General features: G+C 68.4%; 24 protein-coding genes. 10 read left to right on the top strand and 14 right to left on the bottom strand.

What is annotated here, in order from left to right; all coding sequences use genetic code 11:
- Positions 1 to 232 precede the first annotated feature (232 nt).
- Positions 233 to 1,369, bottom strand: coding sequence for a murein transglycosylase A (gene mltA / locus V7Q48_RS12480; protein WP_442947135.1), 1,137 nt, complete (start codon positions 1,367 to 1,369; stop codon positions 233 to 235).
- Positions 1,370 to 1,513: 144 nt separating this feature from the next.
- On the bottom strand, positions 1,514 to 2,194 hold the full coding sequence (locus tag V7Q48_RS12475) for a Tim44/TimA family putative adaptor protein (protein ID WP_333838520.1): 681 nt from the start codon (positions 2,192 to 2,194) through the stop codon (positions 1,514 to 1,516).
- Positions 2,195 to 2,566: 372 nt separating this feature from the next.
- Between V7Q48_RS12475 and secB the strand changes: the two genes are divergently transcribed.
- From secB to V7Q48_RS12455, 4 genes are all read left to right on the top strand, one after another.
- Positions 2,567 to 3,106, top strand: coding sequence for a protein-export chaperone SecB (gene secB, locus V7Q48_RS12470; RefSeq protein WP_333838508.1), 540 nt, complete (start codon positions 2,567 to 2,569; stop codon positions 3,104 to 3,106).
- 64 nt (positions 3,107 to 3,170) lie between these two features.
- Positions 3,171 to 4,757: a murein biosynthesis integral membrane protein MurJ gene (gene murJ, locus V7Q48_RS12465; protein WP_333838506.1), complete on the top strand. Its 1,587-nt coding sequence runs from the start codon at positions 3,171 to 3,173 to the stop codon at positions 4,755 to 4,757.
- 12 nt (positions 4,758 to 4,769) lie between these two features.
- Positions 4,770 to 5,786 (top strand): tryptophan--tRNA ligase, encoded by a 1,017-nt coding sequence (gene trpS / locus V7Q48_RS12460; protein WP_333838505.1) that lies wholly within the window; start codon positions 4,770 to 4,772, stop codon positions 5,784 to 5,786.
- 215 nt (positions 5,787 to 6,001) lie between these two features.
- Entirely contained in the window at positions 6,002 to 6,670 is a 669-nt protein-coding gene (locus V7Q48_RS12455; protein WP_333838504.1) for a DUF4136 domain-containing protein, read from the top strand.
- A gap of 92 nt (positions 6,671 to 6,762) precedes the next feature.
- Here the strand turns inward: V7Q48_RS12455 and V7Q48_RS12450 are convergent, their stop codons facing one another.
- The 4 genes from V7Q48_RS12450 to V7Q48_RS12435 are packed head-to-tail and all read right to left on the bottom strand — an operon-like array spanning position 6,763 to position 10,980.
- Positions 6,763 to 7,176, bottom strand: a complete 414-nt coding sequence (locus V7Q48_RS12450; RefSeq protein ID WP_333838503.1) for a DUF3035 domain-containing protein — start codon at positions 7,174 to 7,176, stop codon at positions 6,763 to 6,765.
- Positions 7,176 to 7,691 (bottom strand): signal peptidase II, encoded by a 516-nt coding sequence (gene lspA / locus V7Q48_RS12445; protein ID WP_442947134.1) that lies wholly within the window; start codon positions 7,689 to 7,691, stop codon positions 7,176 to 7,178. The genes V7Q48_RS12450 and lspA overlap by 1 nt, the downstream gene beginning before the upstream one ends.
- A gap of 2 nt (positions 7,692 to 7,693) precedes the next feature.
- Positions 7,694 to 10,468 carry an isoleucine--tRNA ligase gene (gene ileS / locus V7Q48_RS12440; protein ID WP_333838501.1) on the bottom strand — a complete coding sequence of 925 codons (2,775 nt, stop codon included), beginning with the start codon at positions 10,466 to 10,468 and terminating at the stop codon, positions 7,694 to 7,696.
- 56 nt (positions 10,469 to 10,524) lie between these two features.
- Complete coding sequence (locus tag V7Q48_RS12435; protein ID WP_333838500.1) at positions 10,525 to 10,980, bottom strand: nucleoside deaminase; 456 nt, start codon at positions 10,978 to 10,980, stop codon at positions 10,525 to 10,527.
- Positions 10,981 to 11,130: 150 nt separating this feature from the next.
- Between V7Q48_RS12435 and rpmB the strand changes: the two genes are divergently transcribed.
- Positions 11,131 to 11,421: a 50S ribosomal protein L28 gene (gene rpmB, locus V7Q48_RS12430; RefSeq protein WP_333838499.1), complete on the top strand. Its 291-nt coding sequence runs from the start codon at positions 11,131 to 11,133 to the stop codon at positions 11,419 to 11,421.
- 278 nt (positions 11,422 to 11,699) lie between these two features.
- Here the strand turns inward: rpmB and V7Q48_RS12425 are convergent, their stop codons facing one another.
- The 3 genes from V7Q48_RS12425 to V7Q48_RS12415 form a co-directional block, all read right to left on the bottom strand.
- A complete protein-coding gene (locus tag V7Q48_RS12425) occupies positions 11,700 to 12,689 on the bottom strand; it encodes an esterase-like activity of phytase family protein (RefSeq protein WP_333838498.1) in 990 nt (329 codons plus the stop codon).
- Between the two features lie 72 nt (positions 12,690 to 12,761).
- Complete coding sequence (gene msrB / locus V7Q48_RS12420; protein WP_333838519.1) at positions 12,762 to 13,229, bottom strand: peptide-methionine (R)-S-oxide reductase MsrB; 468 nt, start codon at positions 13,227 to 13,229, stop codon at positions 12,762 to 12,764.
- A 190-nt stretch (positions 13,230 to 13,419) separates the two neighbouring features.
- The gene (locus V7Q48_RS12415) at positions 13,420 to 14,406 is read right to left on the bottom strand and encodes a PQQ-dependent catabolism-associated beta-propeller protein (protein ID WP_333838497.1); all 987 of its coding nucleotides are present in this window, start codon (positions 14,404 to 14,406) and stop codon (positions 13,420 to 13,422) included.
- A gap of 147 nt (positions 14,407 to 14,553) precedes the next feature.
- Between V7Q48_RS12415 and pedF the strand changes: the two genes are divergently transcribed.
- The 4 genes from pedF (at position 14,554) to V7Q48_RS12395 (ending at position 18,699) form a co-directional block, all read left to right on the top strand.
- A complete protein-coding gene (gene pedF, locus V7Q48_RS12410; protein ID WP_333838495.1) occupies positions 14,554 to 15,018 on the top strand; it encodes a cytochrome c-550 PedF in 465 nt (154 codons plus the stop codon).
- 5 nt (positions 15,019 to 15,023) lie between these two features.
- Positions 15,024 to 15,920 carry a substrate-binding periplasmic protein gene (locus V7Q48_RS12405; RefSeq protein ID WP_333838493.1) on the top strand — a complete coding sequence of 299 codons (897 nt, stop codon included), beginning with the start codon at positions 15,024 to 15,026 and terminating at the stop codon, positions 15,918 to 15,920.
- A 179-nt stretch (positions 15,921 to 16,099) separates the two neighbouring features.
- On the top strand, positions 16,100 to 17,860 hold the full coding sequence (locus V7Q48_RS12400) for a methanol/ethanol family PQQ-dependent dehydrogenase (RefSeq protein ID WP_442947131.1): 1,761 nt from the start codon (positions 16,100 to 16,102) through the stop codon (positions 17,858 to 17,860).
- A gap of 185 nt (positions 17,861 to 18,045) precedes the next feature.
- Complete coding sequence (locus V7Q48_RS12395; protein WP_333838491.1) at positions 18,046 to 18,699, top strand: response regulator transcription factor; 654 nt, start codon at positions 18,046 to 18,048, stop codon at positions 18,697 to 18,699.
- A gap of 62 nt (positions 18,700 to 18,761) precedes the next feature.
- Here V7Q48_RS12395 and V7Q48_RS12390 read toward each other — a convergent pair whose 3' ends face one another.
- The 5 genes from V7Q48_RS12390 to V7Q48_RS12370 form a co-directional block, all read right to left on the bottom strand.
- Positions 18,762 to 20,024: a histidine-type phosphatase gene (locus V7Q48_RS12390; protein ID WP_333838489.1), complete on the bottom strand. Its 1,263-nt coding sequence runs from the start codon at positions 20,022 to 20,024 to the stop codon at positions 18,762 to 18,764.
- Positions 20,024 to 22,849, bottom strand: coding sequence for a TonB-dependent receptor (locus V7Q48_RS12385; protein WP_333838488.1), 2,826 nt, complete (start codon positions 22,847 to 22,849; stop codon positions 20,024 to 20,026). Before V7Q48_RS12385 ends, V7Q48_RS12390 begins: the two co-directional genes overlap by 1 nt.
- Positions 22,850 to 22,976: 127 nt before the next feature.
- Positions 22,977 to 23,990, bottom strand: coding sequence for a FecR family protein (locus V7Q48_RS12380; RefSeq protein WP_333838487.1), 1,014 nt, complete (start codon positions 23,988 to 23,990; stop codon positions 22,977 to 22,979).
- A complete protein-coding gene (locus tag V7Q48_RS12375; protein WP_333838486.1) occupies positions 23,959 to 24,606 on the bottom strand; it encodes an RNA polymerase sigma factor in 648 nt (215 codons plus the stop codon). The genes V7Q48_RS12380 and V7Q48_RS12375 overlap by 32 nt, the downstream gene beginning before the upstream one ends.
- An 85-nt stretch (positions 24,607 to 24,691) precedes the next feature.
- Positions 24,692 to 26,173: a phosphomannomutase gene (locus V7Q48_RS12370; protein WP_333838484.1), complete on the bottom strand. Its 1,482-nt coding sequence runs from the start codon at positions 26,171 to 26,173 to the stop codon at positions 24,692 to 24,694.
- A 193-nt stretch (positions 26,174 to 26,366) separates the two neighbouring features.
- Between V7Q48_RS12370 and V7Q48_RS12365 the strand changes: the two genes are divergently transcribed.
- On the top strand, positions 26,367 to 26,987 hold the full coding sequence (locus V7Q48_RS12365; RefSeq protein ID WP_333838483.1) for a ribonuclease D: 621 nt from the start codon (positions 26,367 to 26,369) through the stop codon (positions 26,985 to 26,987).
- Position 26,988: the final 1 nt, after the last annotated feature.

Genomic DNA, 26,988 nt, shown 5'->3' with positions numbered 1-26,988 from the left:
TCTCGTGGGCTCGGAGATGGGTATACGAGCCAGGGCCGGGGCGGGGGAACGCGGCCCTTCACCTTGCGCAGCGGCGGCTCGGGCATTGCCGCTGCAAGGGGGGCTGTCGCGGATGGCGAGGCCGCCTCGACCGGGGCGGGGCGCGGCCGGTGCAGGGGTGTGACCGTCTCGGCCACCTTGCGCCACAGCGCGAGTTCCTCGGCCGTGAGGCCGAGCGGGCTGCGCCGCATCGTCAGCGCCCCAGCCGGTCGAGCGTGCCCTTGGGCAGCAGCACCAGCGCCTGGCCGCGCGCGCTCATGCCACCGGCGACCTGCCGGGCCTCGGCGCCGGCGCCCCAGAAACTGTCGAAGCGGTTCGGCCCCTTGATCGCGCCGCCGGTGTCCTGTGCCACCCACAGCCCGCCGACATTGGGACGGTCGGTTTGCAGCCAGACCGGCGCGCCAAGCGGCACGAACGCGGGATCGGCAGCGAGCGTCGTGCGCGGGCTTACCGCCACGCCCATGGCGCCGACTGCGCTGGGGGCGGGATTCTCGCGGAAGAAGACATAGCTGCGGTTCTGGCGCATCAGCGCGTCACCCTCGACCGGGTGCTCGTGAATGTAGCGCAGGATGCCCTGCATCGAGCCGGGATATTGGCCCGGCCCGGTGCCGATCAGGCCCTGCTGCGCCATGACGGTGCCGATGCCGGTGTAATCCCACCCGTTGACCGCCCCATAGCCCAGCCGCATCACGCTGCCATCGGGCGCGCGCAGCCGGCCCGAGCCTTGCACCTGGAGGAAGAACAGTTCGGCCGCATCGGCGACCCAGGCGATCTCCAGCCCGCGATTGGCCAGCGCGCCGTCCTCGATCTGCCCGCGGTCGAAATAGGCGGTGAAGCGCCCGGTCTCGTCGTAGCGGCCCAGCGGCTGGCGCCCATCGGGCAGGGGCGCGGCGTCGCCGCGGCGGGCCCGCACGAGGTCGGCGGGTATGCCGTAGACCGGAATGTCGAAGCCCGGTTGGCGGGTGCGGACGCCGGCGATCTCGGGTTCGTAGTATCCGGTGACGAAGCTGCTGCCGTCACCGACGCGGGCGGTCTCGAACCAGGCGGCGAAAAAGGCGGCGGCCTGCGCGCGTGGCCAGGTGCGCGCGGCGGCGCAGGCCGGTGCCCAGTCGCCGGCTCGGGTCAGGCCGCTGGCGTCGGTGCGCCGTTGCAGCCCGGGGCACGACAGGACGAAGGCATCGAGTGCGCCGGCGGCATTGCCCGGCTGAAGCGCGGCGATCGCTGGGCCGCGTGCAAGGCCGGCCGAAACGGCGTCGGCGGCCGTATTGGCGGGCGGTCGCGTCCCGCCGGGCGGTGGCGAAACGCTGGGCACGCAGCCGCTGAGCAGCATGGAAAGCGCGAGGGCGGCAGCCGCCACGACACGAAGGGCCGGTGCAGAAGCATCGGCCCTCACGATTTCGGCGGTTGCATGGTCGGCGTCGCGCCGATCAACCAGGGTCACGGGATCACCCCCGGCAATCAGCGCGCGCAGCCGTCAGGCTTCATCGGTCTCGTCGAGCAGCCAGTCCGGATCGCTCGAGGTGAGGTTGCGCGAGAAGGTCCACAGGTCGCGGCTCTCGATCGCATCATTGAGCGAGCCGGCAACGACCAGCCCGTCGCTGTTGCGCGTGACCATGGCGATATCGGCCACGAAGCGCACGGTGATGCGCGCGGTCGAGCCCAGCAGTTCGGCCGAGACGATACGCGCTTCCTCGATGCGGATGAGGCGCGCGTCGAGCGTGTCGCCCGAGGCGTCGCGCGCATCGAGCGCTCCGGCAAAGCCGGCATAGACGTCGCGGTCGCAAAGCTGTTCGAGTTCGCGGCGATCCCCGCGCCAGAAGGCCTCGAGCACCATGCCGTAGGCATTGCGCGCACCGTTCATGAACTGGCCGACGTCGAAGCGGCGGTCGGCGGCGATGATTGCGCGGATGCCGCCCTCGGCGCCGGGGTCGAAGTCCCGCGTCTCGGGCAGGGCGGGCACGGCGCGGCCGGCGGCCGGCACCGATCCCTCGGGCAGGCGCGGCGCGAGTGGCGTGCGCGCACCCTGCGGGTCCGGCTGCTCGATCCGGCGGCGTACCGGTTCCTCGTTCTGCTCCGGCCGGCGACCCAGCACCGAATAGAGCCTCAGGCCCAGAAAGGCCGCGATCATGGCCAGGATGACGATCTCAACAATCACACGCACATGTCCCGCAGTGGCAAGCCCGACCGTGCAGGGAACGTCTCTGCATGGCGGGAAACCGGTTAATCGTGCCTCAAATAGGTACGAATTACAAATGAACAACGTGTGGACGGTATCCTGCCGGAATCCCGCGATCGGCGGTTTTTGCCGGAATTACGCGTCTTTCCCGTCGTCTATCCCTCCATGAGCATGCCCTCCCGCTCTTTCGGGCAGCACGCACGAGGCCTGTTGTCGGCGCATAGCCGATGGTCTGCCACGAGTCGCAAAAGCGGTGACGGTCCGCGGCCTGCAACCATTGCCGCGTGCGGCGCGCGATGCTAGTCGCCGCGCACGTCCAATTGGCGACCCACAGATCGAAAGCTTGCGACCATGGCCGACGAAGGCAACATCATCAGCAACCTCACCCTCGACGGCGCCGACAGCGTGCCCGCAGACCACGCGGCCAATGGCGAAGACACCTCGCCCGCGATCGGCCTGATCTCGCAGTACGTGAAGGACCTTTCGGTCGAGAACCCGAATGCGCCCGAAAGCTACCAGTGGGCCGAGCAGCCGGAAATGCACGTCGATTTCAATATCGCCGCGCGCAACCTGGCCCCCGACGTCCACGAGATCGAACTCAAGATCAACGTGACGTCCAAGGGCGCGCAGGGCACCGCCTTCATCGTCGAGCTGGTCTATGGCGCGCTCATCGGCATGCGCAACGTGACCGAGGAACAGGCGCACCCGTTCCTGTTCGCCGAAGGCCCGCGCCTGGTGTTCCCGTTCGCCCGCCGCATCATCGCCGATGCCGTGCGCGATGCGGGTTATCCGCCGCTGCTGCTCGATCCCATCGACTTCAACGGCCTCTACCTCAGCCAGCTGGCCCAGGCGAACGAGATGGCCACGGCCGAGCCGGCCGGCCACGCCTGAGATACTGGACCTGCTACATACCTGACCCACTGATGGCCGCCGGCCGCCCCAGGGACTTTCCACGATGAACCTCCTCAAGGCGACCGGCACCATCGGCGGGCTCACGCTGGCCAGCCGCGTGCTCGGCCTCGTGCGCGACAGCCTGTTCGCCCGCTATGTCGGCGCAGGCTTTGCCTCCGACGCGTTTCTGATCGCGTTCCGGCTGCCCAACATGTTCCGCGCGCTGTTCGCCGAAGGGGCCTTCGCCTCGGCGTTCATCCCCATGTTCAACAAGAAGGTCGGCGACCCGGAAGGGCGCGGGCTGCCGGACGGCTTGCGCTTTGCCGAAGAGGCGCTGGCGGTGCTGCTGCCCGCGCTGATCGTGTTGACGGTCATCCTCGAAGTGCTGGCCTGGCCGGTCACGCTGCTGCTCTCGGGCGGCTTCAACGGCATTTCGCCCACGCAGTTCGCCTTCGCGGTGACGCTGTCGCGCTTCACCATCCCCTATCTCATGCTGATCAGCCTGGTTTCGCTGTTCGGCGGCATCCTCAACTCGCTGCACAAGTTCTGGGTCAACGCTGCCGCGCCGATCCTGCTCAACCTGACGCTGATCGTCGCGCTGCTCGGCTTCCACAGCGCCGATCCGCTGGTCACCGCGCGCAACCAGGCGATCGCGGTGTCGGTCTCGGGTGCGCTGCAGCTGATATGGCTGGCCTGGGCCTGCCGCCAGAACGGCGTGCGCCTGCGCTTGCGCCGCCCGCGCCTCAACCCCGACGTGAAGGCGCTGCTCGCGCTGATCTGGCCGGCGGCTGCGGGCGCCGGGGCGGTGCAGATCAACCTCGTGATCTCGACCGCGCTGGCCGCCAAGCTGCTGGCGCACGGCTCGGTGACGTACATCTACATGGCCGACCGGCTCAACCAGTTGCCGCTGGGGCTGATCGGCATCGGCCTCGGCACGGTGCTGCTGCCGACGATCTCGCGCCAGCTCGGCGCCGGCGAGACCGCCGCTGCCGAGGAGACGCAGAACCGCGGCATGGAGCTGGCGTTGCTGCTGACGCTGCCGGCCACGATGGCGCTGGTGCTGTGCGGCGAGCCGATCGCCGCCGCGCTGTTCGGCTATGGGCGCTATACCCCGGCCGATACGCATTTCACCGCGCAGGCGCTGGCCGCGTTTTCGATCGGCCTGCCCAGCTACATCCTCGTCAAGGTGCTGACGCCGGGCTACTACGCGCGCCATGATACCAAGACGCCGGTGCGCTATGCTATGGTGTCGATGGCGGTGAACCTCGTCGGCAACCTCATCCTGATCGTGCCGCTGCAGCACATGGGGCCGCCGCTCGCCACCGCGATCGCCTCGACCGTCAACGTCGCGATGCTCTATCGCACGCTGCGCCGGCGCGGACACTTCACCCCCGATGCCCGCCTGCGCCGCCGCGCGCCGCGCCTCGCGCTGGCCGCGCTGGCGATGGGCGGCGTGCTCTGGGCGGGGCAGGGGCTGCTGATGCCCTATGTCCACGGCAGCTGGGCCTTGCGCATCGGCGCGCTGGCGGTGCTGGTCACTGCGGGCGTGGTCGTCTATGGGCTCGCCACCCTCGTCATGGGGGCGTTCACGCGCGAGGACATCGCGCTGCTCACCCGCCGCCGCCGCGCGGCGCCCACCACCACCTCGTAAGGCACTCGTTCCATGCGCATCGTCTCCGGCATCCAGCCCACCGGCAATCTCCACCTCGGCAACTACCTGGGGGCGATCCGCAACTGGGTGGCGATGCAGGACGAATGGACCGCCAAGGGCGCGACCTGCCTCTATTTCCTGGCCGACCTCCACGCCATCTCGATGCCGCACGAGCCGGCGCAGCTGGGCGCCAACACCCGCGACATGGTCGCCGCGCTGGTCAGCTGCGGAATCGACCCCGACCGCTCGATCCTGTTCAACCAGGCGCAGGTGCCTGCCCACGCCGAGCTGCAGTGGCTGCTCAACGGCACCGCGCGGATGGGCTGGCTCAACCGCATGACGCAGTGGAAGGACAAGGCAGGCAAGAACCGCGAAGGCGCCTCGGTCGCACTGTTCACTTATCCCGTGTTGCAGGCCGCCGACGTGCTGCTGTACCAGGCCACGCACGTCCCCGTGGGCGAGGACCAGAAGCAGCACCTCGAACTGGCGCGCGACATCGCGCAGAAGTTCAACAACGACTTCGCCAGCGAGGACGCGCCTGTCTTCACCCAGCCCGACCCGATCATCCCGCCCGAGGCGGCGCGCATCATGAGCCTGCGCGACGGCAGCGCGAAGATGAGCAAGTCCGACCCCTCGGAGATGAGCCGCATCAATCTGGTCGATGATGCCGACACGATCATGCAGAAGATCAAGAAGGCCAAGACCGATCCCGAGCCGCTGCCGAGCGAGGCCGAAGGGCTTGAAGGCCGGCCCGAGGCACGCAACCTCGTCGGGATCTATGCCGCGATGGCCGGCACCGACGTGGCATCGGTCCTAGCTCAATTCGGCGGGGTGGGCTTCGGCACGTTCAAGCCGGCGCTGGGCGAATTGCTGGTCGACAAGCTGGCGCCGATGGCCGCCCGCTATCGCGAGCTGCGCGCCGACAGGCAAGCGCTCGATGCCATCCTGCGCCATGGGGCGGAAAAGGCCCGCGCGCTCGCCACGCCGACGCTGACCAAGGCTTACGAGGCGCTCGGCCTCGTGCGCTGAACAGCGCCGGGGGCGGCCGCGCGCTGTCCCCGGCCCTCTGTGTGACGGTCCCTTGGTGCACCCTTGCACAGTGCGGTTTTCACGAACCGTTTCAGCACCTCGTGCGTTGTCATTCAAACACCGTTCAGCCCCTCGCAGGTACCGTTTCGTCGTGCTAACACCACGACCAGTGCCGGAGGCGGGGGACGCCGGCGCGCACGAGGAGTCGAAAACAAATGACCAAAATGCATCGGGCTGGGCGCCTCGCGCTGCTGGCTGCTCCCCTTGTCCTGGCCCTCTCGGGCTGTGCGACCAACTTCAACGCCAAGGTTTCGCGCTTCCAGGCCGAACTGCCGGCCCCGGCGGGCCAGACCTTCGCCGTCGTGGCCGAAGACCCGCGTGACAACGGCGGGCTGGAATTCTCGCAGTACGCCAGCCTCGTCGCGGCGCAGATGGCGCGCGTCGGCTATGTGCCCGGCAATCCGCAGACCTCGGACCTGGTGGTCAAGTTCGGCTACGGCGTCGACCGCGGCCGCGAGCATGTCCGCTCGACCGGGTTTGCCGATCCGTTCTGGGGTCCGTGGTATGGCCCGGGCTTCTATGGCCGCCGTTATGGCCCCGGTTTCTGGGGTGGCCGCGGCTGGGGCTATGGCTGGTACGATCCGTTCTGGGGTGCCGGCTACAATGGCGTCGACGTGACGACCGTCTACACCAGCGGCATCAGCGTGCAGATCGATCGCCGTGCCGATGGCAAGCGCCTGTTCGAAGGCAAGGCCGAGGCGGCTTCGACCTCGAACCGCCTGCCCTACCTCGTGCCCAACCTGGTCGAGGCGATGTTCACCGACTTCCCTGGTCACAACGGCGAGACGGTGCGCATCTCGGTGGCGCCCGAAAAGAAGAAGTAAGATTCGGGCCGGCTGACCTCGGCCCGCATTCACGAAAAACCCCGCCTCGATGCCGAGGCGGGGTTTTTCGTGTCCGGCAATCGTGCGGGCGATCAGCCCGGGATCGAGGCCCGGGCTTCGGCACCGTCACCCTGCGGGGCGGCGATGATGTCCTTGACCTGCGCACCCTTGGCGACGGTGCGGGTGTCGGGATCGCCGACGGTGCTGCGGATGCCGGCGGCCGAGGCACCGGCCTTGCCAAGCGCGTCGGTCTCGATCGCGCTGCGCGGGGCGGGGCCACCGAACAGGGCGTCGAGCGCCTGCTTCGAGCTGTCGACGTCCTGCGGACGCGGGGCGCCGGGGTTCGGTGGGGTCAGCGCGAAATCGGGCGGCACGACCAGCGGTGCCTGGCGGCTGACGGCGAACTCGTCAGGACGCACGCGGTTGAACAGCGAGCTGTTGGAACTGCACGCGGACACAAGGCTCCCGGCCGAAACGAGAAGGGCGAGGGCGGCGGCTTTGCGCATCAAACAGTCTCCGAAGGGCTTTGCATGCCCGAGGCGGGCTTTTCGCGCGAAAACAGCGAGCGGGCAAGCAGGATCAGCACGCCCAAAGAGATCGCGACATCGGCGAGGTTGAAAATCAGGAAGGGGCGCCATTCGCCGAAATGCAGGTCGGCATAGTCGATGACGTAGCCGCGCATGAACCGGTCGTAGATGTTGCCCAGCGCGCCGCCGAGCACCAGCGCCAGCGCGGTCAGTTCGCCCATCGCCTTTTCGCGCAGCATCCACACGAACACGCCAAGGCCGATCAGCCCGGTCATCAGCAGCAGCGCGAGGCGCCCTTCGCTCGAGCTGGCGCTGAACAGCCCCAGCGAGACGCCGAGGTTCTGCGTCCAACGCAAGTTGAAGAAGCTGGTGATATAGATCGAGCCGAGATCGGGCAGGCCGAGGGGGCCGGCCACCCAGGCCTTGATCCCGCGATCGAGCGCGAAGGTCGCAAGCGCGATGGCGAAGCCTGCGGTGCGATTGCGCGTCAGCAGGCTCACGCCGCACCTCCGGCCTGCGCGTCGTGCGCGGCGACGACAGTCTCGCAGCGCCCGCACAGCGCGCCGTCCTCGGCAACGTCGGGCAGGTGGCGCCAGCAGCGGCCGCACTTGTGGTCTTCGGTCCGGGTCACGGCCAGCTCCTGCCCGCGCGCGACTGTCCCGGTGATGAACAGTTCGGCCAGCCCCTCAAGGCCATGTTCGGCCTCGGGCGCATCGGCGGGCACGGTGACGTTCGCCTCGAGCCCGGAGCCGAGCACCTTCTCGCGGCGCAGCGGCTCGATCGCCTCGTTGACGGCGGTGCGAAGGGCGCGCAGCGCGTCCCAGCGGGCCACGTCGACCGACACCGCGGGCACCTGCGGCCATTCGAGCAGGTGGACCGAGGCGCCGGGATAGCGGCTCTGCCACACTTCCTCGGCGGTGAAGACCATGACCGGCGCGGCATAGCGCACCAGTGCATGGAACAGCGTGTCGAGCACGGTGCGATAGGCGCGGCGCTTCGGGTCCGTCGGCGCATCGCAATAGAGCGAGTCCTTGCGGATATCGAAGAAGAACGCCGAGAGGTCCTCGTTGCAGAACTCGGTCAGCGCGCGGGTGTAGGTGTTGAAGTCGAAGTCCGCGACGGCCTTGGCCAGCGTGGCATCGAGCGTGCCGAGCCGCGCGAGCATGTACTGCTCGAGTTCGGGCATGTCGGCAGGCGCGACGCGTTCGGCCTCGTCGAAATCGACCAGCGCGCCCAGCAGGTAGCGGAAGGTGTTGCGCAGCTTGCGGTACTGGTCCGCCACGCCGCCCAGGATCTCCTTGCCGATGCGGTGGTCCTCGGTGAAGTCGACCGACAGTGCCCACAGGCGCAGGATATCCGCGCCATAGTCGCGCATCAGGTCGAGCGGGTTCACCGTATTGCCGAGCGACTTCGACATCTTCATGCCCTTGGCGTCCATGGTGAAGCCGTGGGTGAGGATCGCGTCGTAAGGCGCGCGGCCGCGCGTGGCGCAGCTTTCGAGCAGCGAGGACTGGAACCAGCCGCGATGCTGGTCGCTGCCCTCGAGGTAGAGGTTGGCCGGCCAGCTCAGTTCGGGCCAGCGGCCGGATTCGAGCACGAAGGCATGCGTCGAGCCCGAGTCGAACCAGACGTCGAGAATGTCGGTGACGCGCTCATAGTCGTCGGCGTTGTAATCAGGTCCAAGATAGTCCTGCGCGCGCTCGTCGTCCCAGGCGTCGACGCCCTCGGCCATGACGCCGGCGATGATGCGCGCGTTGACCGCGGGATCCGCCAGGTACTGGCCGGTCTTGCGATCGACGAACAGCGTGATCGGCACGCCCCAGGCGCGCTGGCGCGAGAGCACCCAGTCGGGGCGCCCCTCGACCATGGCGCCGATGCGGTTGCGGCCCTTTTCGGGGACGAAGCGCGTGTCGGCGATCGCCTTCAGCGCCTTTTCACGCAAGGTTCCCCCCTCGCGGGCCTGGTCCATCGGCACGAACCACTGCGGCGTGCAGCGATAGATCACCTTCGCCTTGGAGCGCCACGAGTGCGGATAGGAGTGCTTGTAGTCCGCACTCGCCGCCAGCAGCGCGCCGGCCTCGGCCAGCGCCGTGCAGATCGGGCCGTCGGGGGCGTTGAACTTGGGGTTGATGACGCTGCCCTGGCCGCCGAGCCAGCCCCAGTCCTCGCGATACTTGCCATCGGCCTGGACCGCGAACTTGGGCTCGATCCCGTGCGCCTTGCACAGCGCGAAGTCGTCCTCGCCATGGTCGGGTGCCATGTGGACGAGGCCGGTGCCGCTGTCGGTGGTGACGAAATCGCCGGCGAGCAGCGGACGGGGCGCCGCGAAGAAGCCACCGAGCGCATGCATCGGGTGGCGCGCCATGGTGCCGGCAAGGTCAGCGCCCTTGCCGGTCCAGCCAGCCGGCGCCAGTTCAGCGCCGTAGCGCTTGCCGGCTTCGGCCACGAGCGCCTCGGCCAGCAGGATGCGCTTGTCGCCCAGCTGCACCAGGACGTAATCGACCTCCGGCCCATAGGCGAGCGCCTGGTTGACCGGGATCGTCCACGGCGTGGTCGTCCAGATCACGGCATAAGCGCCGACCAGTTCGGCCACCGGCGAATCGATGATCTCGAAGGCGACGTCGATCTGGGTGGAGACGATGTCCTCGTATTCCACCTCGGCCTCGGCCAGCGCGGTCTTCTCGACCGGGCTCCACATCACCGGCTTGGCGCCGCGATAGAGCTGGCCGCTCTCGGCGAACTTGAGCAGCTCGCCCACGATCGTCGCCTCGGCCTGGAAGTCCATGGTGAGGTAGGGGCGGTCCCATGCCGCACCGATGCCGAGCCGCTTCAGCTGCTCGCGCTGCACGTCCACCCACTTCTGGGCATAGGCGCGGCACTCGGCGCGGAATTCCTTGGGCGGAACCTCGTCCTTGTTCTTCTTCTTCTTGCGATATTCTTCCTCGACCTTCCACTCGATCGGCAGGCCGTGGCAGTCCCAGCCGGGCACGTAGGGCGCGTCCTTGCCCAGCAGCGTCTGGGTGCGGATCACCATGTCCTTGAGGATATGGTTGAGCGCGTGGCCGATGTGCATGTCGCCGTTGGCGTAAGGCGGGCCGTCATGGAGAATGAACTTCTCGGCGCCCGCGCGCGCGGCGCGGGTCTGGCCGTAGAGGTCCTCGTCCTGCCAGCGCGACAGGATGCCCGGCTCCTTCTGCGGCAGGCCGGCCTTCATCGGGAAATCGGTCTTCGGGAGGAAGACGGTGGGTCGATAGTCGCGCTGTTCGGTCATGGTCGGCGGGCCTTAGCCGCGCGCGGCGGTTGACGCAAATGGCGCTTGGGTCTGGATCAGCGCCGCGCGCGGAAGAAATCGCGCAGCAGGCCGGCTGCCTCGCCCTCGCCCATGCCGGCATAGACCTCGGGCCGGTGCAGGCAGGTCGGCTGCTCGAACACGCGCGGCCCATGCTCGACCGCGCCGCCCTTGGGATCGGGTGCGGCGTAGTAAACCCGGGCGATGCGCGCGTGCATGATCGCGCCTGCGCACATCGGGCAGGGCTCGAGCGTGACCCACAGGTCGCAGCCTTCCAGGCGCTCCTGCCCCAGCCTTGCCGCAGCGGCGCGAATCGCCAGCACTTCGGCATGCGCGGTGGGGTCGCATTGCGCGCGCGGGGCATTGTGGGCCGCGGCGATGACCTGCCCGCCCTTGACGATTACCGCGCCGATCGGCACTTCGCCCGCATCGGCGGCGGCCTGCGCCTGGGTCAGCGCCAGCTTCATCGGTTCGGGCAGGGGCCAGCGGGTCATCGTGCCTCGGCGCCTAGCACGGTGGAGAGCAACGGGAAACGCCGGGGCGCCTTTCAAAAGCCTTGCAGCGAATCCTTGACTTCACCGTCCGGATCGATAAAGGCGCCGGTTCTTATTCAGATCACCAGAACACGAAGCGAGTTTTTAGCCATGTCGCGCATTTGCGAACTGACCGGTAAGGGCCGCCAAGTCGGTCACAACGTGAGCCACGCCAACAACAAGACCAAGCGCGTGTTCCTCCCCAACCTGCAGAACGTCACCCTGATGTCGGAAAAGCTGGACCGCAGCTTCAAGTTCCGCGTCTCGACGCACGGCCTGCGCTCGGTGGAGCACAACGGTGGCCTCGACAACTGGCTGCTCAAGCAGAACAGCGAAAAGCTCAGCCCGCGCGCCCTCAAGGTGAAGCGCGAGCTGGTCAAGGCCGTCGCCGCTGCCGCCTGAAGGCTTGCGCAGCGTTGATGCCTGAAGGGGCCGGGGTTCATTCCCCGGCCCTTTTCGCGTTTGGGGGGCAAGCGTAGTGCTGGCGCCCTGCGACAGGCTAGGGCGAATGGGGGGGAGGATAATCTCGCAATTCCGTTCGGGCTGAGCTTGTCGAAGCCCCGCGCTGGCGCGGGCAGTGCTTGCGCCCTTCGACAAGCTCAGGGCGAACGAGGGTCGCGAGGTAAACTGTATCCGCCAACCGTTCGGGCTGAGCCTGTCGAAGCCCCGGCGCACCCGCACTACCCCTCCCAGCGCAGTTTCAGCAGCAGCGTGCGCTGGAGCCAGACCATCTCGTTGCTGTCCGAGATCAGCCAGATCGCCGTGCCGCCATCGGGCTCGCGCGTGGCGACCATGCCCTCGTAGTTGTCGCGGATGCGCGAATCGGCGATCCAGGCGATCGGCTGCGCTTCCACCCGCGCCCCGGCGCGAATCGCGCTGGCCGTCGGCAGGGTGGTGACGACGGTGCGAAAGCCGCCCAGCGTGAACTTGCGCCCGAGCACGAGCAGCCGGCCATCGGGCGCCTGCGCCAGCTCGACCGGGCGATAGCCCTCGGGCATGACCAGCTCGAAACGCTGCGGCCTCTCGTTGTCGCGCGGCAGGCCGGGCCAGATCAGGCCGGGGTGGCGGCGGCGCGAGTACCAGTGGGCATAGACCTCACCGATCGCGATGGTGCGCCCGTCGGCCAGGCGGCGCATCGCCTCCGGCCCCTGGTTGTTGGGCCATTCCATCAGCACCGGCGCCTTGATCTTGCGGTCGTGTTTCAGGTCGGGGCTAAACAGGTGAAAGCGCGGGCTGCCTTCGTAGCCGACGAGCATGGTGCCGTCGGCCGGGTCGACCGACACCGATTCGCTGTCGCTGTCGATGAAGCTGGCGAGGGCCGGCTTGCGCGGGTGGATCGTCTCGCGCTGCCAGGTTCGCCACGGCGCGGGTTTGTCGGGGCGGGTGAACACCAGCGTCGCATTGCGATCGCTCACCGCGACGAGATCACGCGAGTCGCGCTCCGCCAGGCCGGAGAAATTGCCGAAGTCGCGGTTGCGGCTGGTCAATTGCCAGGCGCCCACCAGCTGCAGCTGGCTAAAGCGCCGAGGCATGCCCTGCCGGACGAGGCGCGGCAGCAGATCGTGATAGGTCACGCGGTGATCGCGGCTGGCCGGTGGCCAGGGCTGGCGCACGTAGATCGTCGGGATCAGCGCGAGGATCAGCAGGATGATGGCGAGGCGGCGGATCACGCCGCGCGCCTTGCCACGAATGCTGCGCCTGCGAAAGCGGTTCGGCGTCCGCTGTCTTACAGGCAAGCCTTGTCAGGCCGGGAGGAACACCATGGCATCGCCGTTCATGCAATAGCGCTTGCCGGTTGGCTGCGGACCATCGTCGAAGACATGGCCAAGGTGCCCGCCGCAGCGCGTGCAGTGCACTTCGGTGCGCACCATGCCGAAGCTGCCGTCGCGCGTCGTCGCCACGGCACCCGCCAGGGGCCGCCAGAAGCTGGGCCAGCCGGTACCGCTGTCGAACTTCGTGGCCGAGGAAAACAGCGGCTGGCGATCGGCGGCACAGGCGAAGGTGCCCTTGCGGTGCTCCTTGTTGAGCGGCGAAGTGAACGGCCGCTCGGTGCCTTCCTGGCGCAGGATGTAGAACTGCTCGGGCGTCAGCAGGCGGCGCCACTCGGCCTCGGTGTGATGCACCGGATAGACCTTGGCGGCGACCGCGGGCTTGGCGCGACAGGCGCCGGCCAGGGGCAAGACCAGGCCGGCGCCCACCCACCCCAGCATACGGCGGCGCGACAGCGTGTCAGGGGGGAAGGCAGTGTCGGTCACCGTGGGTCATCCTTGTCCGGGGCAGCATGGGTGTCGCGCAACGCCGGCCGCGCGAACAGCTGGCCACGCGGGCAATCAACACCGCGCCGCCTTAACAGGCCATGACCGCGGCAATGCTTCGACACCAGGCCTTGATATCCGCCTGTCACGGCGCAGCGACGGCGCCCCATGGCGCGGTTCCGGCAGGGATCGTCGCGATCGTCTTGCCGGCGGCAAGATCGACTACCGAGACATCGTCGGACAGGCCGTTCGCGGTATAGGCGCGCGTCCCGTCGGCACTGAGCGCGAGGTGCCACACGCGCTTGCCCACCGGAATGGTCTGCCGCACGGTGCGCGTGGCGACGTCGATCAGGGCGATGCGGTCGGCGCGGCCCAGCGCGACCACGGCGGTCTTGCCATCGGGGGTGAAGCGAATGCCGCAGGGCAGGACGCGGTAGGGCTGAACGCCCTCGATCGCGAAGGGGATGGTCGCGGTGATGGCGCGGGTCTGCGGGTCGGCGATCTGGACCACGCCGCCGACCTCGGCCGCGATCCACAGCGCCTTGCCATCGGCGGTGAACTCGACGTGGCGGGGGCGCTTTTCGGTCGGCATGACCGAGGCCACCTGCTGCGTGGCGAGGTCGATCCAGTAGACCGCGCTTTCGTCTTCGGAGGTGACGACGAGCCACTTGCCATCCGGGCTCTGCGCGACGCCCTCGGGTTCCTTGCCCACCGCGACCTGGAACGCGACGCGGCCGCTGGCCAGGTCGATCGCGCTGACCGCGGCGTCGTTCTCGTTGGCGGCGAAGACGGTCTTGCCGTCGGTGGACAGCACGAATTGCTCGGGATCCTGCCCGGCGGCGATCTCGCGCACGATCTTGCCGGTCTGTCGGTCGATCACCTTCACCGCATTGTCGTTGCTGACGCAGACCAGCAGGAAACGACCATCCTTGCTGATCGCGATGCCGCGCGGCCGCTCGCCCACCGGCCAGGTGGCGATCGTCTTGGCCGCGACGGGGTCGATCACGCTGACCGAGTTGCCGCGCTCGTTGCTGACGTAGACGGTCTCGGCCGCGGCGGATGCCAGCGGGCACAGCGCGGCGAGCAGGAACGCCGCCGAGGGGGCAAACACGGTGCGCACGATGAAACGCATGGACAAATCCTCTTCCCGGGCGCCCAACCTAGGCCACAACCGTCCTTCAGGGCATTCGACCAATGGTCAATTTCGGCCTTGGCCGGCATGGTTCATCACGTTGCCACGCAAGGACAAGTTTGAAGATTCGGGAAAGGGATTGCAACGATGACCATCACTGGCCGAAAGCCCGGACGGCAGCGTAAGGCTCGATTGACGCTCATCGCGGCGGCCGGCGTCTTCGCGCTGACCGGCGCCACGCATCTCTTCGCGCATGGCGACGTGACCCCGCAGGCGGTCGACACGAGCGCGCTGCCCGATATCCAGCCCAACAACGACACCTGGCTGCAGCACAATCCCTATCGCGGCAACGCCGAGGCGATCAAGATCGGTGAACATGCCTATGCGCAGAACTGCGCGCGCTGCCACGGCATCGAGGCGATCTCGGGCGGCATCGCGCCCGACCTGCGCTATCTCGAGCTGGGCGACAGCGGCGACGAGTGGTTCGTGCAGCGCTACCAGCATGGCTCGGTCCGCGACGGCAAGGTCTACATGCCGCCCATGGGCGAAGTGCTGGGGCAGAAGGCCGGATGGGCGATCCGCTCCTGGCTTGAAACCGTGCACGAGGAATAAGCGCGATGCCGCAGGGGCGCCAGATTCCGGGCGGGCGACAGGGATTGAGCCGTCGTGCGCTGCTCGGCGGTGCCGTGGGCGCCGCGGCGGCGACGCTGATGCCGCGGCTGGCCGACGCCGCGCCGCTGGCCAAGGTCAAGGCCAACGGCGTGCTGCGCGTCGCGATCTACCAGGACAACGCGCCCTGGTCGTGGGACGAAGGCGGCCAGATCCGGGGCATCGACGCCGATCTCGGTCGTGCCCTCGCCGAGGCGCTGGGCGTCAAGGCGGACCTCGCCATCTTCTCGGCCGACGAGAGCGTCGAGGACGATTTGCGCAATGCGGTCTGGCGCGGCGGGCTGCTGGGGTTCCAGGCGGCTGACGTCATGCTGCACGTGCCGTTCGATCCTGCCTTTGCAGCACAGGTCGACCAGGTGGCGATCGTCGCGCCCTATGCGCGCGAGAAATTCGGCCTCGCCTGCGCGACGGGCAAGGGGCTGGAATGCGAGGCGGCACCTGTCGCCTTCAAGGGGCACAAGCTGGCGGTCGAGCTGGCGACGATCCCCGACTACTACCTGATGGGGCAGTTCGGTGGCGCCCTGGCCAAGGACGTCGTACACTTCCCCAATGGGGCTGCGGCGGTCTCCGCCATGGTCAAGGGCGATGCGGACGCGGCCATGGCGACCGCCGCGCAGCTCGAATACGGGCTCAAGGACCAGACGTCCGGCTTTGCCCGGCGCAAGGGGCCGCTGCCGATGATGACCAGCCCGGGCTGGGATGTCGGCATGGCGGTCAAGGAAGCCAGCCGCACGCTCGGCGATGCGCTCGATACCATCGTCACCGCGATGCAGAAGGATGGCCGCATGGCCGCGCTCTGCACCCGCTACGGCGTGACCTGGCAGGCGCCGCTCGCCGCAGGCTGAAGCGCGGCAGCGCGCCGGCGGCAATCCTAGTGCCAAGGTCCAATTGTCCGCACGCGGCGATGGAATAGTCTCGGTTCGGTTCCATGGTGGGCAGGCAGGGGGGCACCGGCCGCGACAGACCACCATCGCCCCCAACGTGACCGGCCCGCGCAAGAGGTCGAACGACAACCGGAGGTGTGATGATGAAGGGAATGTTCAAGGCGACGGCCGCCTGTGTGCTGGCGATGGCGATGGCCGCCCCGGCGCTGGCCGATGGCCCCGCAGCAGGTCCGGGCGATGCCGACCTCATGGCGGACGCCAAGACCACCAACGACGTGCTGACGTACGGCATGGGTCCGCAGGCGCACCGCTTCAGCCCGCTCGACAAGATCAACACCTCGAACGTGGCCCGGATGGTTCCGGCCTATGCCGCCTCGCTCGGCGGGGAAAAGCAGCGCGGCCAGGAATCGCAGCCGATCGTCTACGACGGCATGATCTACGTGACCGGCTCGTACTCGCGCCTCTTCGCGTTCGATGCGCGGACCGGCGAGAAGGTTTGGGAATACAACGCCCGCCTGCCCGACGGTATCATGCCCTGCTGCGACGTGGTGAACCGCGGTGCCGCGATCTACGGCGACAAGGTAATCTTCTCGACGCTCGACGCGCACATCGTCGCGCTCAACCGCAAGACCGGCAAGGTGGTGTGGAACAAGACCGTGGCCGACTACCAGGCCGGCTACAGCCAGACCGCAGCGCCGCTGATCGTCAAGGGCATGGTCATTACCGGTGTGTCGGGCGGTGAATTCGGCGTGGTCGGCACGGTCGAGGCGCGCGATGTCAACACCGGCGACCTGATCTGGACGCGCCCGGTCATCGAAGGCCACATGGGCACCCTGCGTGGCCAGCCCAACGGCGTGACCGGCAAGACCAACGCGACCTGGCCGGGCGACCTGTGGAAGACCGGCGGCGGCGCCACCTGGCTGGGCGGCACCTACGATCCGGATACCAACCTGCTCTACTTCGGCACCGGCAACCCGGCGCCGTGGAACAGCAACCTGCGCAAGGGCGACAACCTCTACACCGCCTCGACGCTGGCCATCAATCCGGACAACGGCCAGATCGTCTGGCATTACCAGACCACCCCGCACGACGGCTGGGACTTCGACGGCGTGAACGAGTTCATTCCGTTCGACGCCACGATCAACGGCAAGGCGATGAAGCTCGGCGCCAAGGCCGACCGCAACGGCTACTTCTTCGTGCTCGACCGCACCAACGGCAAGTTCGTCAGCGCGAACAAGTTCGTGATGCAGACGACCTGGGCAGACGGCTTCAACGCCAAGACCGGCCGCCCCAACTACATCGACGACAACCGCCCCGGCGCGCCCGAGGGCACCGGGTCGGAAGCCAAGGGCAAGACCGTGTTCGCCAGCCCGTCGTTCCTCGGCGGCAAGAACTGGATGCCGATGGCCTATTCGGACCAGACCGGGCTGTTCTACATCCCGTCGAACGACTGGGGCATGGACATCTGGAACACGCCGATCGCCTACAAGAAGGGCGCGGCCTACCTGGGCGCCAGCTTCACGATCAAGCCGATCGTCGAGGACCACATCGGCGCGCTGCGCGCGATGGATCCCAAGACCGGCAAGATCGTGTGGGAATACAAGAACAAGGCTCCGCTGTGGGGCGGCGTGATGACCACCGCCGGCAACCTCGTGTTCACCGGCACGCCCGAGGGCTACCTCAAGGCCTTCGATGCCAAGACCGGCCAGGAACTGTGGAAGTTCAACACCGGTTCGGGCGTTGTCGGCTCGCCGATCACCTGGGAGCAGGACGGCGAACAGTACGTCGCGGTGATGTCGGGCTGGGGCGGCGCCGTGCCGCTGTGGGGTGGCGAGGTCGCCAAGACCTTCAAGGAAATCAGCCAGGGCGGTGCGCTCTGGGTGTTCAAGCTGCCCAAATGATGATGCGGGGGGGAGCGCGGGGGAGCCTGGCTCCCCCTTCACCCTTGCGGCTCCCGGCGTTCGTGCCGGGAGCCGTTGTCGCGGGGCCGGGGGAAGGACCGGTCCTGCGCAATGCCCAGTGGCTCGCAGCCGCGCGAATGCCTGCGGCCTCTTGCGTTTCGCGCACCGGCGTCGATAGTGCAGGCATGGCCGCCGCTCTCGCCACGCCCGAACGCATCCTCGTGGTGGACGATCATCCGCTCGTTCGCGACGGGCTGCGCAGCCTGCTGGCGATCACGTTCGAGGATTGCGAGATCCTCGAGGCCGCCGGCGTCGAGGAAGCATGCCAGGTCCTCGCCGCGCAGGGCGAATGCGATCTCGTGCTGCTCGACCTCAACATGCCCGACGCCACGCGCCTGTCCGGCCTGACCACGCTGCGCCAGGCCTTTCCGATGGTCCCGGTGCTGATGGTCTCGGGCAGCTTCGACCGTGCGCTGGTCCAGGAAGCGCTGTCCGCCGGGGCTGCGGGCTTCCTGCCCAAGTCCCTGAAGCGGGCCGCGATCGTCGATGCGCTGCACCAGGTCATGTCGGGCGAGATCTACATCCCCGATACCGGGCTGGAGGAAGCCCCGGGCACGGCCGAGGAAGTGCAGATCCGCGCGCGGATCGACAGCCTCACCCCGCAGCAGAAGGTCGTGCTGCATCATCTCGTCCACGGCCGGCTCAACAAGCAGATCGCGCACGATCTCGATGTCTCGCTGACCACGGTCAAGGCGCACGTGTCCGCGATCCTGCAGAAACTGGGCGTGTTCAGCCGCACCCAGGCGGTGATTCTGGCCAACCGTATCCACTTCGACTGAAGCCATGTTCGGCAATAGATGGCGGCCAGCGCAGGTCTTGCGCCGACCGCCATTTTTCGTGTTCAACCCAGCAGCGCGACGAAGCGGTCGAGCGGGCATAACGTTGGCTGGCCGGGCAGGGCGCACCCCGGCAGGGCCATGGGCTGGCTGACCGGCGCCGCCGGCGACAGGCGCCGCGTGCCCTCGAGGCTTTGCGCGCGATAACGGACCCGCACCAGCGCCGCGCCGTCGTGGCCGCGCACCTGCTCGATCACCAGCGCGCCGCCGGGCGCCGGATCGTCGGCGGCATAGCCGGGGATGCGCCAGTGGGCGCCGATCAGCCCGGCAAGGTTGGCGATATTGGTGTCGTGACCCGAGATCATCGTCACGCGCGCCGGCCCCGCCAGCCCTTTGCGCACGATCGGCGCCAGCCCGGCGAAATTGGGCGCGGCGATCGCGCGCGGCCGGGCCAGGATCGCGAATTCCAGCGCATGAAAAGTGGACAGGCGCGTGACGTCTGCCGCCGTGGCGCGGCCCCAGCCCACGTCGGCCAGAGCCTTTCCATCGGCATATTCGAGCAGCAGGATATGCGCCGCCGTCGAGGCGCGATCGAGCGTGCCCGACAGCTTCGGGCGCTGCCCGGGGCGCGCTGGCGCGATGGCCGAGGGCTGGTCGCCGACGCCGCAGCCCCTGGTGGCGCTGCCGCAGAGAATTGCATCGAGCCGCGCGACCATCGGCCGCATCGCGGCGTCGAGCGCGCCGAGGCCGTCGGGGCCGATGGCCTCGCGGATACCGGCATCCGCCGCCGCCGGATCAAGGCGGGCAAGGCCGTGCGACAGCGCATTGAAGCGCGGGTCCTCGACGTCCTGCGGGGCGTGATCGATCACGGTGGTGCAGCCTGGCAGCAGCGCTTGCGTCCAGCCCTGTGCCGTGGCGATCGTACGCTGGTCGCTGTCCGCCACCACCCGCACGGTCCCGGCGGCGGGGCAGCCGCGCGCCGGAAGCAGGCGCTGCGCGCGCAGGGCCTGCGCGTCGGCTTGGCCCAGCAGCGCGACGGCGCGGGCGCCGTGCGGCGTGAGCCATCCCGGCGGCACGGGCCAGCGCGGCCAAGGCTGCGCAGCCGTTCCCGCCGGCATCGCGGGGTCCTTGGTCGGTGGCCTGACGCCGTGCCGCATGACCACGACCACGCGCTCCACCACCAGTGAAGGGGGGGTGGGGAAGGTGGAGCGCGCGGTCGTAGCCCCCGCCGCCGCGACGCCGGGAAGCGTCAGCGCGGCAGCGAGCATGGTGAGCCGGAAGGCCCGTGGTCTTAGACGTGCACCTGCCATCAGAAGTGAACCTGCCATCAGAAATGAACCTGAACGCCGCCGCGGAACATCGCGCCATAGTGCTCGCGCTCGATCAGCTGGTTGGTGGTGCCCTGGTACCGCCGCCACGGGGCGTCGGTCAGGTTGGTGCCGTCGGCGAAGACGGTCAGCTGGGGCAGGATCTGGTAGGCGGCGTGGACGTCGAGTTGGCCATTGCCATCGGTATACTGGTCATCGCCCGCGCTGCCGCCCAGCGTATCGAGATAGGACGAGCGATAGTTGAACGCGACGCGCGCCGAGAGGCCATACTTTTCGTAGAACAGCTGCACGTTACCGAGGTTCTTGGACTGATAGGCCAGCGGGATGGCGCCGGGGCGAACCTGCCCACCTTGGCCCTCACCCCAGACGTGGGTGTAGTTGGCCGAGATCCCGAACCCGCCCAGTGCGCCGGGCAGCATCGTGAACTGCAACTGCACGTTGAACTCGACCCCCGACAGTGCCTCGCGGCTGACGTTGATCGGCTGCGTCACCAGCGCGGCTGCGTAAGTCACCCCGCCCAGCGTCACGTTGGTCCGGTTGGCGCCATAAGTGTAGATCGGATTGCGGATGTCCTTGTGGAAGTATCCCGCCGACAGGATCGCGCCGGGCAGCGGATAGTATTCCGCGCCGAGGTCGTAATTGATCGCGCGATAGGGCTGCAGATCGGGATTGCCGATCGAGACCTGCGGCGTCGTGCCGCTGACGTCGGCGATGACATAGGGCGCGAGATTGGGATAGTTGGGCCGCCCGATCGAGGTGGTCACCGCGCCGCGCAGCACGAGGTTGCGCACCGCGTCGATGCGCGCGTTCAGGCCAGGGAAGTAGTCGGTATAGCTGTTGCGGCCGAAGCTGTTGTAACCGTCGGTGAGCTTGGATGCCCCGTTGACGACCTTGGCATCGGCGCGGTCGAGCGTGTGCTCGACGCGCAGGCCCGGTACCAGCGTCAGCGCGCCGGCCTTGAGCGTCGCCATGGCATAGCCGGCGTAGATGTCTTCGCGCACGCGGAAGTCGCTCGACAGGCTGTCGGCCAGCGTGCCCGCGGTATCGAGCGAGGAGGCCGAGGGGTTGGCGTCGAAATAGGCGCGCGCGGCGTTGTAGTCGATGCGCGTGCCGAAGGGGAACTGCCCGCCCATGAAGCGCGTGTCGCCGACATAGCTGACCGTCGACAGGTTCCACCCGCTGACCCCGATCTTGCCCGTGGTCTTGTAGTTGAGGCGGTCGTGGTCGTCGGTCTTGTCGCGGGTCAGCACCTTGGCGCCGAACGCGATCGTGCTGCCGTCACCAAGCGCGATGGGATGCGTGTAGTCGATCCGGCCCTGCCAGATTTCCTCCGCGGCGGCGCGCGTCTCGAAGTTGACCTTGCTGAAGGTCAGCAGCGACGGCGTCGTGAACACCGGGGTCTTGGGCGTCAGGCTATAGGGATACGTGCTCGCGTCGTACGTGGCGCTCACGCCGCCCTTGGCGGTGGAGAAGGCGAACTCGCTGCGCAGCGGATCGACCTTGACCGCGCGGGTCCAGCCGCCCGAAAGCTCGAGCTTGCCCCCGGCGATGTCGGAGAATTCGCCGCCGAGCGTCACCGACTTGGTGTTGTCGTTTTCGGTACGGCGGCGCACCAGCACCGTTGCGGTGGTGGCGAGCTTGGCCGTGTCGGTGATCGCCAGCCGGTTCTGGTCGCGGGTTTCGTTGTCCTTGTACTCGGAATAGCTGGTGCGCAGGTAGATCTTGGCCGCCTCTGAGGGGTGCCAGTCGAAATTGCCGACGATGCCGAGCCGCGTGCGCGTCAGGTTGTAGTCGCGCAGGCCGTTGCCGTCGGGCAGTCCCTTGGACCACGCAGACGAGCCCTGGTAATTCTCGCTCTCGATCTGGCGGCGCGAATAGTTGGCCGAGATCACCGCGCCGAACTGCTGGGCTGCGCCGAAACGGCCGCCGATCGTGCCGTCGAGTTCGTAGGGGCTCTTCCTGTTGAGGTCATAACGCCCGACCGCGGCGCGGGCATCGAGCGTGAAGGGCGCCTTGCTGTCGAACGCGGTGCGGGTGCGGATCGCGACTTCGCCGGCGATCGCATTGGCATCCTGGTTGGCCAGCACCGACTTGGTGATGGTGACCGCCTGGATCATCGCCGAGGGCAGGTCGTCCAGCTTCACCTGGCGGCCCGACGGTTCGGGCGCGGGCAGGGTCTGGCCGTTGAGCGTCACGTTGAGCAGGCTGGGGTCGATGCCGCGCACGATCGCGTAGCGGCCTTCGCCCTGGTCGTTGGCGACTGACAGGCCGGGCAGGCGCTTGATCGCCTCGGCCACGTTCTGGTCGGGCAGCTTGCCCACGTCGTTGGCGCGCAAGGTCTCGACGGTGTTGAGGGCGGCCTGCTTTTCGGCGGCGGCCTCCTCCTGCGCGAGGCGGACGCCGGTCACGATGATCGAGCCGCCATCGCTGGCGTCGCCCTCACCGGCACCGGCACCCGGGGCCATCGCGTCGGCTTCGGCGCCGGCGTCGGCGGCAAGGGCCACTTTATCCGAGACGATCACGTAGACGCCGGGCGCGGTGCTGCGCGCGACGAGGCCGGTTTCTCCGAGCATCCGCGCCAGCGCTGCTTGCACGTCCATGACGCCGTCGACAGCGCGGGTGCGACGGCCCTGCGCGACGTGGCCCGAGACCACGATCTGGACATGGGCCTGTGCGGCGAACTGGCGGACGGCATCGACGACGGGCAGCGCCGGGACGTGCAGAGCGACGCCCGAGACGGGCACGGCCTGGGCGGCGGCCGGAATGGCGGAAAGCCCGGCTACTGCCAGGGCAAGCGTCGAGACGGAGCGAAACGGCGCGAACATGATGAAGACCCCTGAGACGATCCCGGATGCAGTGCGGGAACATCGGGATGACGAGGGGGCAGGTGATTTTCCTTAAGGGTCGAGGAACTTTTTTCGCGGGTGCGAAACGACGTCCTCGATCGCGCTCTCAGCGCAAGATCACGAGGGCATCGTCGCGGCGCTGCGCCTGCGCACCGACGCTTGCCGCGACGGCGTCGGCAAAGGCGGTGGGGTCGTTGAGGCGGAAGGCGCCATAGAGCGGCTCGTCGGCGAGCACGGGGCTGGCCAGACGGATCTGCAGTGTATTGTGCCGGTTCATCTCGGCAATCGCGGCGGACAGTGGCTCACCGTCGAGTTCGAGTTTGCCTTCGGTCCAGGCCGTGGTGCGCGACAGCGCGGCAGGATCTACCGCGACGACGCGTGCAGCGCCGGCCGATGCACCAAAGCGCGCGCGCTGCCCGGCGACCAGCCGGGTGACGCCATGCGGGCCGGCGACGCTCACCGATCCTTCGCTGACCATGACATCGACCGTGCCGCTGGCCGCATCCTCGATGACCTGGAACACGGTGCCGAGGTCCGTGATCGTGACCGCGCCGGCGGTGACCTCGAACGGGCGTGCGGCATCATGCGTCACGCGGAACAGCGCGCGCCCGCCGTCCATCGCGACTTGGCGCCGGCCGCTGGTGCCGACGCGGACCGTCAGTGCCGAGCGCGCATCCACCGCCAGCGACGATCCGTCCGCCAGCGCGAGGCGGCGCACTTCGCCGACCCCGGTCTCGACCGCCATCCCGCCGCGCGGCAGCAGGGCGAGGGCGAGCGCGGCGGCGATGGCCCCACCGGCAAGGCCGGCCGCGACGCGGCGATGGAGGCGGCAGGGTCTGTCGTTCTGCAGCGCTCCCGCCGGCGGCGTGGCCGTAGGTGCCGGCTGTGCCAGGGGGTGGACGGTGCCGGTCGCCGGGGCTGCGGACACCGGCGGCGCGAACATCGCCAAGGCCGCGCGGGCGCGCAGCAGCGCGCCGGCATGGCGGCGGTCTGCGCCAAGCCATGCGGCAAGTTCGGCATCGGTTTCGTCTTCGGGTGCAGCGTCGATCCGGGCAGCCCACCGGGCCGCCGTCAGGGCGATGGCGTCTTCAACCGGTTCGACTGGCCCGCCCTGTTCCAACGCCTGTCCATTCCTTGCCGTCATCCGGCCCATCAGCCGGGGCCGCGTGGTTTACGCCCTTGAGGATTGCCTTCAATCCCTTCTGCACATCGTTTTCCACGATGCTCTCGCTCACGCCCAGCCTTGCGGCGATGGCCTTCTGCGAAAGGCCCTCGATCCGCTTGAGCCGGAAGATCGTGGCGCAGCGCTCGGGCAGGGCGGCGAGCAGGCGCTCCACCAACCTCAACTGCATCCGGGCGGCGACCACGGCTTCCACGCCGCGCGTCTCTTCCTCGACGAACAGCGCGGCGCTTTCCGTAATATCCTCGAACCGCACGATCTGCGCGCGACGCAGGGCATCGCGGCGCAAGTTCTTGACCGTCTGCATGAAATAGGCGCCCGGCCGATCGATGTGGGCCACATCGGTCATGGCGGCGAACCGGCAATAGGCGTCCTGGACGAGATCGTCGATGTCCGCCTCGGCCACGCCGGCGCGGCGCAGGACGGCGCGCACCCCCGGCTCCTGCGGCATGACGTGGAGCGCCACCCATTGCACCACATCGCGCGGCGTAAGCCTGGCGCTGGCCGGCGCATCGGGCCGGGTGGGGGAGAGATTGCGAGGGGGAATGGCTGGCACGGGGTCCTCCGTGCCAGCCGGCTAGGCGTGCTATGCGACGTCTTCGTGACACGGCGCGAGCAGACCCTCGCGCCGCGTCGGCATGTCAGGGCAGCGCGGCTAGGATGCGCAGCGCCTCGTCCTTGAGCTGCAGCGCGCGTTCGGGCGTGTCGCTTTCGGTATAGGTACGCAGTTCGGGCGCGTTGCCGCTTGGGCGCAGGTGGATGACGTCGCCGCTGGCAAAGGTGGTGCGCAGACCGTCGGTCGCATCGAAACGCTCGGCCTTGCCCGCAAGCTTGCCGAACAGCGCGGTGACCTTGGCGAGAACCTGCGGCGCATCCCCCTCGGCGAGGCCTGCGACGAGCGCCTGGCCCTTGGCGGTCGGATAGTTCTGCAGGCGATCGCTGGCGGTATAGCGCGGGGGCAGCGTTGCCTTGAGCGCGGTGAGCGCGAGGCCGCGGCGCCTGGCCTCAGCGATGACGGCGAGCATCGGCAACACGGCATCGCGGGTCGGCAGGGCGTCGAGCGTGCGGCCGTGCTGCGTCACCGCGCTGCCGAGCAGGAAGCCGCCGTTGGCCTCGTAGCCACAGGCGGCATGGCCCTTGGCGATGAGACCGTTCATCGCCTTGATCACGAAGGGCGAGCCGATCCGCGTGCGGGCGATGTCGGCGAAGGCGCCCGACAGTTCGAGTGCCGAGTTCGAGCTCACCGGCGTCGCCACGGCGTCGAGCCCGAGGGCCTGCGCGCACAGGATGCCGAGCACGTCACCGCGCAGCCATTCGCCGGTTTCGTCGGCCAGCAGCGGCCGGTCCGAATCGCCGTCGGTCGAGAGGATCGCGTCGAAGCCGTCGTCCCTGGCCCACTGGCGCGCGAGTACGGCGTCCTCGGGACGGACCGCTTCGGTGTCGACCGGGATGAAGCGTTCGGACCGGGCGAGCGCGGTCACATCGGCGCCAAGCGCGCGCACGATATCGACGATCACGTCGCGGCCGACGGCGGAATGCTGGTAGACGCCGAGCTTGAGCCCGGCGAGCGCGTCGCTGCCGAAAAAGTCGACGTAGCGTGCCACATAAGGGGTGGCGGCGTCGCAGGGCGCGGACGGTTCGGCGAAATCGCGCAGCATGCCGTCGACGTCGAACAGGTCGGGCAACTCGACGCTCTTGCCGCGGATCGCGGCTTCGTCGGGCTTGAGCACTTCGCCGTCGGCGCGGTTGAACTTGATGCCGTTGCGATCGTCGGGGATGTGGCTGCCCGTGACCATCAGCGAGGGCAACCCGCGGGCAAAGCCCCAGGCCGCGACCGCGGGGGAGGGCACGAAGCCGCAATCGTCGACGGCGCCGCCCATGTGGCGAATCGCGGCGGCGCAGGCGGCCATGATGCGCGGGCTCGACGGGCGCAGGTCGCCGGCGATGGCGACGGCCTTGCCGGGGGCGAACTGGCCGATGTCGGCCATGTGCTGCAGGAAGGCGCAGGTATAGGTGAAGCAGACCCGGTCGGTCATCGCGGTGACCAGCCCGCGCGCACCGCTGGTGCCGAAGGCCACGCCGCTTTCTTCCATGACCGCTGCTACGGAAACTGTCTGCGTCATTGTGCCTCTTTCGTCGATTTGCCAGCGGCCAAGGGGTTAGGAGGCATTTGTTGCCGCCACAAGGCGCGGTGTGCACTGCAAACCGCATGGTGGTGCAGGTGTTCCCGACGCGCGCATCCAGGACGGCTCATAGACGGCCTGTGGGACCAGCGTCGGGGTTGCCGCTGCAGCACAAGGCGCCTAAGCACCAGCCATGGCCGTTTACCTGCATGAAGAAGACCTGCCCTCCGCCGATATCCTGGCGCCGGGCATCGTTGCCGTCGACACCGAGACGATGGGGCTCGTGACCACGCGCGATCGCCTCTGCGTGGTGCAGATTTCCGATGGCGGGGGCGACGAGCATCTTGTCCGCTTCAAGGTTGGCAGCAGCTACGACGCGCCGAACCTGCGTGCCGTGCTCGGCGATCCGGCTCGGCTCAAGCTGTTCCACTTCGCGCGCTTCGACCTCGCCGCGATCCATCACTATCTCGGCGTGATGGCAACGCCGGTGTTCTGCACCAAGATCGCCTCGAAGCTGGTGCGCACCTACACCGATCGGCACGGGCTCAAGGAACTGGTGCGCGAGCTGGTCGGCAAGGACATTTCCAAGCAGCAGCAGTCGAGCGACTGGGGTGGCCCGGTGCTGAGCGATGCGCAGCAGGACTATGCCGCCTCCGACGTGCGCTTCCTCCACGAGATCCATCGAATCTTCGTGGAACGTCTGGCGCGCGAAGGCCGTTCGGAAACCGCGCAGGCCTGTTTCGACTTTCTGCCGACGCGCGCCCTGCTCGATGTCGCGGGCTGGGCCGATCGCGACATCTTCAGCCACGAGTAAT

The organism is Novosphingobium sp. (assembly GCF_036803765.1).
In the GTDB taxonomy this organism is placed as follows: domain Bacteria; phylum Pseudomonadota; class Alphaproteobacteria; order Sphingomonadales; family Sphingomonadaceae; genus Novosphingobium.
Note: the sequence above shows the minus strand (reverse complement) of the source record. Positions and strands in the feature narration are given on the sequence as shown.

Bases quoted from the DNA above. Each gene is read 5' to 3' on its own strand.
- V7Q48_RS12455 (WP_333838504.1), top strand. From the start codon at position 6,002: ATGACCAAAATGCATCGGGCTGGGCGCCTCGCGCTGCTGGCTGCTCCC.
- pedF (WP_333838495.1), top strand. From the start codon at position 14,554: ATGACCATCACTGGCCGAAAGCCCGGACGGCAGCGTAAGGCTCGATTG.
- V7Q48_RS12370 (WP_333838484.1), bottom strand. From the start codon at position 26,173: ATGACGCAGACAGTTTCCGTAGCAGCGGTCATGGAAGAAAGCGGCGTG.
- mltA (WP_442947135.1), bottom strand. From the start codon at position 1,369: ATGCTGCTCAGCGGCTGCGTGCCCAGCGTTTCGCCACCGCCCGGCGGG.
- ileS (WP_333838501.1), bottom strand. From the start codon at position 10,468: ATGACCGAACAGCGCGACTATCGACCCACCGTCTTCCTCCCGAAGACC.
- V7Q48_RS12395 (WP_333838491.1), top strand. From the start codon at position 18,046: ATGGCCGCCGCTCTCGCCACGCCCGAACGCATCCTCGTGGTGGACGAT.
- V7Q48_RS12405 (WP_333838493.1), top strand. From the start codon at position 15,024: ATGCCGCAGGGGCGCCAGATTCCGGGCGGGCGACAGGGATTGAGCCGT.
- V7Q48_RS12435 (WP_333838500.1), bottom strand. From the start codon at position 10,980: ATGACCCGCTGGCCCCTGCCCGAACCGATGAAGCTGGCGCTGACCCAG.
- V7Q48_RS12365 (WP_333838483.1), top strand. From the start codon at position 26,367: ATGGCCGTTTACCTGCATGAAGAAGACCTGCCCTCCGCCGATATCCTG.
- V7Q48_RS12385 (WP_333838488.1), bottom strand. From the start codon at position 22,849: ATGTTCGCGCCGTTTCGCTCCGTCTCGACGCTTGCCCTGGCAGTAGCC.
- secB (WP_333838508.1), top strand. From the start codon at position 2,567: ATGGCCGACGAAGGCAACATCATCAGCAACCTCACCCTCGACGGCGCC.
- trpS (WP_333838505.1), top strand. From the start codon at position 4,770: ATGCGCATCGTCTCCGGCATCCAGCCCACCGGCAATCTCCACCTCGGC.
- murJ (WP_333838506.1), top strand. From the start codon at position 3,171: ATGAACCTCCTCAAGGCGACCGGCACCATCGGCGGGCTCACGCTGGCC.
- V7Q48_RS12415 (WP_333838497.1), bottom strand. From the start codon at position 14,406: ATGCGTTTCATCGTGCGCACCGTGTTTGCCCCCTCGGCGGCGTTCCTG.
- rpmB (WP_333838499.1), top strand. From the start codon at position 11,131: ATGTCGCGCATTTGCGAACTGACCGGTAAGGGCCGCCAAGTCGGTCAC.
- V7Q48_RS12450 (WP_333838503.1), bottom strand. From the start codon at position 7,176: ATGCGCAAAGCCGCCGCCCTCGCCCTTCTCGTTTCGGCCGGGAGCCTT.
- V7Q48_RS12390 (WP_333838489.1), bottom strand. From the start codon at position 20,024: ATGGCAGGTTCACTTCTGATGGCAGGTGCACGTCTAAGACCACGGGCC.
- msrB (WP_333838519.1), bottom strand. From the start codon at position 13,229: ATGCTGGGGTGGGTGGGCGCCGGCCTGGTCTTGCCCCTGGCCGGCGCC.
- V7Q48_RS12400 (WP_442947131.1), top strand. From the start codon at position 16,100: ATGATGAAGGGAATGTTCAAGGCGACGGCCGCCTGTGTGCTGGCGATG.